Here is a 7252-nt window from a genome sequence, read left to right on the forward strand (position 1 = left end):
TGGAGAATTCCATTCTGGTCTTTTCCCGATATAAGCATCATAGTTAAATTCAACGTCCGCATCAATATAGGAGAATACGATTGTATCATAAGGGACAGGATATTCCCACCCGTATTTGTAATCATCGATGCCTAATAACGGGTCGGTAATAGCATTCTCCATCACATTAATCACTCCTAAGATTTGATCTGATGGAATCTTCATCATAAAGTCCTCAGCAATAGGATCTCTAAATTGACGAACCTGTACTGTATCCTCAAGAATCTGATTACGACACCCAGCATTACTTACGGATATGCGATAATAACCTGCAGCGTTTACACCAAAATCTAACTCATCCCAAAAATCATTAACATCTGTACTATCCAACTTCTCAAAAGCATAGCCTTCAAGATGTAATTCATCGGTATCTATGAATTCCACAAAGTACCTGTTATTAATATCCGGCGATTCCACCACAACATTAATAGTCTGATTAGGTGAACATTGTCCACCAAGACTCACTTCTCCGTTAAGAGATTCCATCCTGATAATCTTTTCATCCGGTCTTTCCCAAACAGTAGCTGTAATTGCTTCTCCGTCAGGGGTCATAGAAACAGGTTCTTCGTCGCTGAAGAATCCAATAACGTCATACTTAACTTTCACGCTTCCATCCACAAAAGAAACTACTCCCATGTATGAATCATCGCTGAACGTAATTGGATTGCCTGTTTGATAAGAAATAATCCGGTTTCCAATAGGTTGATCATCTCTGAACAATTGATATTCCACTCCAGGCTGAGAATTAGAGAGATAAATTTTAACAACCTCACCTTCACAATAATTAGTTCTTCCTTCGGCCAAAGTAAATACAAACGGGGTAATTCCTTTTTCTTTTAGGAAAACAGAACCAATTTCGATTGGATCACAATCCGGAGCATCCAAATGACGTGCATAAATATAATAGTCACCCTCTTTCTCAATGGAAGAAACAGGAATACTGAAGTTTTCACCGGATGTGCTGCTAAATACTTCATCACTGAATTGGTAATACATATCATAAACCACCCTGTCTTCATAGTCTGTGAGATTAACTTCATAGACTATATCCGACTCGGGGTCAAATATGATGGTATCTTCAACTATTTCATACACTACAGGAACAGGGAATTGTACAATCTCGGCAAAGTCTGCAACATCCATCCTGGCCTCACAGCCCGAATCAATATCTTTCCCAAGCAAACCATAAGCAGTTGGTGTATCTTCTCCAACCAAAGGAGTAAACAGATACTCTGCATCATCATTAAAGACTGCTCCGTAAGTATTGCCATCAGCATCAATCAGGCGATAAACAAAATTGCCGGTTTGTGGCACATTGTCAATTGCAATTTCTACCCGGTCCGAATTGTGGCAATAGTTATAGGTGCTGGCAGTGAAAGATGCCATCTGAATTGGATCAGCGATCTGTATATCAATATTTGATGTAGGCACAGGCTCACAAGCACCACCCTCGCTCTGAATATTGATAAAATATCTACCTTCTGTATCCACTGTCCATACAATGGTATCATTGCCTGTAGCATTGGTAATGGTATCTCTGGCTACAAAGGTCGCAGCTTCTTCGACAGACCCAACGATAGCCATAAGAGAATAGCTCCAGCCAAAACTGTTGTCAGGATATTTAATAGTAGCAGTATCTCCTGCACAAATTCTGGTTGGATAAACTGGTTCATGAAGGTCTTCAGCTGGTAAAGAACCTTCAACCTGAATCACATCCGAAGCTGTCATACATCCCCCATCTTCCCAGGCAGCACGAACACTGTATGTTCCAGGGTCAACAACGTTAAGAGGTTCCATTGCTCCTGCTTCGACAATTGACTCAGCAACTACAACTCCACCTTCATCAATTACCTGATAGAGAATTCCATCATCTAATTGAGGTGCATCGAGTTGGATGGTATAATACTCTCCTGAGATGTCGCAGAAATATACGGTGTCATTATCTTCACCCACATTATCAACAATAACAGGAGTTGCAATGGTACCACTTTCATTAACTTCTATGGTGTCCTTCATACTTGAAGTACATCCAAAAGGAGAAATAGAAACAACTGAATAGATATTATCAGTACCATCTTCAAACAATGGTGTTGTAAAATGAATGGTATCACCTTCAGTGCTACTGATAAATCGCTCGACATTTCGTTTTCCGGCACTTGTATGTTGTTGCAGCAAATATTCGAAGCCAGTCTGTGAATTATCAATTCCAAGGGTAACTCCCTTAGTCACATCACAGTAAGTTCCAGGGCCAATCACATTAAATGCCTGTGGCAATGGGCGTACAACCAGTTCTACTCTATTGAGCATTTCACTGTTGCAATTTTCATCGGATGCAGAAAGGCCTGTGACATAATATGTACCTTCCTCCAATACAGGAGCAAACTCAACCATTCCGCCAGTACTTGTCACAGTATCGTTGCGGGAATCTCCTGCGCCTTCCAGGCTCAGAACATACTGAGTGCCAACCTCACTGTTCTCAAGATAGAAAGCAACGCCTTCCTCACCATTACAAATGTCCCCGGTTTCTGGTCTCAATGCAAATTTCTCAACAGCATCCGCAATATCCACATTCCACGGAGAACCGTCCAATACAACAGGACAACCATACTCCGAAGTAGCTAAAATATAATAATCTGCATTTCTGTCAACTATTGCCTCAAAAGGCAAGGCAACGGTACCATCACCGGATACAGGATCCTGAACATAGACCGGATCACCAGAAATATCTTCTTTGTATAATTGATAAACAACACCTGCCTCAGGGTTGTCAAGTGTTAATACCAAACCATCTGTGCAATCAGTTCCTCCTGTTACAGAAACTGAAATATCAGAGGCCGGAAGCGGGCGTAACTCAACTGTAACGGTGCCATCCATTTCAACTTCACAACCACTTTGTGTATTTCTGGCTTGAATCAAATATTCACCAGCAGCATCAACAACAAGCTCCAGGCGACCACCAGTTCCGGAAGTCCACGAACCGACATTGGTGGCATCTCCAACATCCACCCATTGATATTCCACATTGTTCTGTGAATTATCAATACCTATAAGAGCAGTACTACCTGAAAATGCACACAACTCGGTGTATTGCTGAACTGTTTCAACATTGGGTAATGCATCTTCCACAACTTCAACAACACCTGTTTCAGCACTACAACCAATAGCTTCTGCGGAAGTTACTCTGACAAAATATTCTCCCGGAACAGTAATGTTTTCAAAAGTTACACCTGTTCCACTATTATCACCTGTATGTGTTGAGACCAAACCTCCAGGTCCGATTAATTCGTAAATATAGTTTTCGATCTGAACAACATCCTGATATATATCAACACCTTCGGCTCCTTCACAGAAATGGAAATTGTTGCTATTCGCATCAGTGAGCGTTCCTGCATCAGGCGATATCACCATCTCTACAGTGAGATCATTATTCATGAGATAAGTACAGCCACCTCCGGTGGTTACTGAAACTCTGTAAGTACCTTCATCTGTAAAATTCCCGAATGAAAGGGGATTTCCATCACCAACAAATGTGCCTAACGAAGCTCCATCTCTAAAGAGCTCATAGTCAACACCTGATTCCGAACCTGACAGAGTTAATTCAATACCGTCAGTATCCCCATCGCAATACTGCCCATTATTTTCGCCAATAAGATCAAACAAGGAGACAGCATTACCATCAATGGTAAAGGAACCAATCATATCGGTAGTACAACCATGCACATTTTGTGCTACAATGGTGTATTCGCCTACAATAGAATAAGTATTATCGAAAGTGAAGTTACTAACTACTCCACCACCATTTTTCACTTCCAACACCTGAGTGCCATTTAGCAATAAGGTATAATCAATTGATTGCCAACCATCATCCAGTCCTATTACATATCCAGAACCGGAGTTACAGTCACTGACAGTGATTCCTGCAGCTGCAGAAGCACCATCAACCGACATAGTATGTGCGATGGGTACAGGATGTTCTGTAACATCAAAGGAAACACTAAGTTGGTCACCCGTTGGTGTTAATGTTGCCCAAAAAGCTTTTACTCTAAATGTAGTCGGAGTACTTATGCCTCCGTTATCGTCCAACACACCACTCCATGAAACCGGATTGGTACCGTCGTAAACTATTTGTGAATAACCGGAAACGGGCGAGCCGTCATCGTACACCAACTCATAAGTAACATCCTGCTGAGGATTGGTAACATTTACGGTAGCACCGGCAGATCCGGCACAATACTCTTCGTCTGTAACTGAAACAACAGGAGTATCTACGCTGTCAAAAACAGTCATGGTTACAGTTGACGAATTGGAACAGGTTAACGCAGGAGAATGAATTTCTGAGACGGTTACAGTTACTTCGTCACCATCAATAAGACCTGCGTTAGTATAGATATTATTGGTACCTGACTGGACGACGGTCCCTTCTACTGAAAAATCATAATTATCATATCCTGCAACCGCTGTAAAAGTAACCTCGGTTCCTTCAATAAAGAAAGCAGGATCCACATCCAGCGTGGCATCCGGAAGTTCATGAACAGTTACATTGATTGAAGCCAGCGGACTTTCGCATCCTGAACCGCTATCATCAATGGCCATTACTTCATAAAGTCCGTCATTGACCCCGTTATCTCCGGCAAACTGATAAGTTGCGGTAGAAACACCGGGCACTAAAGTACCTTCATGATACCAAACATACTCATAACCCGAGGGAACAGATCCACTAACAACTCCACCATCACCATCGGCAATAAGCGAAACCTGGGTTCCGTCACAAACTTCAGTTACTGATGAAGCATCAAAAGTAACCGTAGGTGCAGGATCAACAGTAAGAATCAACTCATCCTGAACACTCACACAACCATTGGCATCGGTTACTGTAACTGTATAGGTTCCTGCGTTGGCAGCGGCCACTGTGCCGATAGTATACGTTGACTCACCCTCAACGGTTAGGGTCTCTCTTAATACCTCTATCGGAGAACCACTACCATCATCAAATTCCCAAACCACTTCGTAAGGGGCAGTGCCATTGGTAATAGTGGCATCAACTTCATGATTCTGGGTTCCTTCACAAACTGCATAATCGGCAGGCAAGGAAACCACTGGCAGTTCATTAACCACCACTTCGGTGGTAGCAGTTGCCTGGCAACTATTCACATTGGTCACACGCAAAGTATAAATACCAGCATCCGAAGAGGCAATATTCGTCAATTCATGATCCATGCTTGTAGCAATGGGTGCATCGGTAGTGAGGTCAGCACCAGGTGCAAACCACTCATAACTATCGAGACCTGCATCACCCCCCTGAAGCGTAACTGTTTGGTTTACACATTCCGGTCCTGTATTATCAGCAGTAGCATTGGGCAATGTATGAACGACAACCGTTTCACGAGCCGACTCACCGGAACATCCTGCTCCGGAACTGGCCACTACATAAATTTCATAACCATCATCCAAGTCACTGGCTGAATAAGTAAAAGTTTCTGAGGCATATCCATCAGGAGAAACTTTGGTATCGGTGGTTCCATCAAAAACGTAAAAGTCATAATTGGCATACCCGGAAGGATCGGCAATAACCGGAAGATCTTCTCCCACACAAATTTCATTGTCTTCTCCTGTAGGATAATTAATGGCTACCGTAGGATTGGTAAGGACAGTCATCACGATAGGATCAGAATCATCTGAACAACCCATCGTATTAGTGGCAGTGACATAAACCTCGTCACCATCTTCTAAAGTGCTGGTAGTCCATTCATTGCTGGCATCGTGAACCATTGAAGTGGTTCCGGCACTTGCATCAAAATGGTAAAACTCATAACTATCCCCACCTCCGGCTTCAAAAGTCACAGAAGTGTTTTCACAAATGGTGGTGGCACCTGCAACCGGTGCAGTTACAGCGATAGTGGCGGTAACTTCAACAACCGTAACATTTATTGTCTGGGTACCAACACAACTATTTCCATCATCAACAGTGACCGTATAAACACCATCATCTGTTAAGGCCATCGGATCTATCACCAACTGTGCTCCGGTTTGTGTAGTTCCATCAGGAAGCTCCCAGATATAGTTGTAAGTTCCGGCACCACCACTACCCTGAGCATCCAGTGTCATGGAACTACCAAGACATACATCAATAGCAGTTTCAGGATTGGTATTGTAAAGAATTTCTACTGATGGGTTTTCGTTGACTGTCAAGGTCATGTCATTAGAGGTACCAATACATCCGTTGCTGTCTTCGACTCTTACTCTATAAGTAGCACCACTATTGCTTAGGTCAACATCGGTACCGGAAAGTGACACGGTGTTGGCTCCCCAATTGTCAATTTCAGTGTCCGCTGCATCGTACAAAACGTAATTAACATAAGGAGCGCTTCCTCCTGACGTTAAAACCTCCAAGTCGACAGGAACTCCATCACAAGTGGCAGCATCAGAAAGATTAACGGTGGGGAGTTCGTTGACTGTAAAAGCAACGCTTTCAATAATGGAGCAATTTGTTGAATTAGAAATATCTTCAACATCTACTGAAACTGTATGATTACCAACAGAGGGAAGATTTGAAGAACTAAAACTCAAAGTGGAATTAGTTTCTCCTATCAAATCAGCTCCATTTAACTTCCATTGGAAATTATAAGTTCCGCTTCCGGTTACAGTCGCAGAAAAATCAGCCGTTGAACCATTACAAACTTCTGCAGGGCCGGTAATCGTTACTTCAGGAACATCATTTACAGTAAGTTGTACACTGGCAGTTTGACTACAATTCAGGGGACTGGAAGTGTCAACCACATCAACTGATACAGTATAAGTACCTGCAACAGGTAAACTTGCAGCATCAATATTCAATGTACCGCCGGTTTCACCGGTCAAGGCTGTTCCTCCAATAGACCACTGATAGGTATAAGTTCCACTTCCGGTAACACTGGAGGTAAACGTTACAGCTGTAGTTTCACATACCTCCTGATCTCCCTCGGTAATCGTAACTACAGGTGTCTCATACACATCCAGGGAAGTGTTGGCACTTGCGCTACAGTTGGTAGTATTTGAAACATCTACAACATCAACAGAAATCGTATGATTTCCAACTGATGGTAATGTCAAAACATCAAAACTTAAAGTAGAACTGGTTTCCCCAGTCAGATCGGTGCCATCCAGTTGCCACTGATAATTATATGTTCCGGTTCCGGTGACGTTGGCTGTATAATCTGCAATTGAGCCTTCACAG

1 protein-coding gene is annotated in these 7252 nt (G+C 42.6%); it reads right to left on the reverse strand.

Going from position 1 to position 7252, the window contains the following annotated elements:
- Positions 1-7252 (reverse strand): hypothetical protein (locus tag QZZ43_RS11530; RefSeq protein ID WP_291859311.1); only part of this gene is annotated, 7252 nt, incomplete at both ends.

It is taken from the genome of Marinilabilia sp., assembly GCF_016278715.1.
Classification (GTDB): Bacteria; Bacteroidota; Bacteroidia; order Bacteroidales; family Marinilabiliaceae; genus Marinilabilia.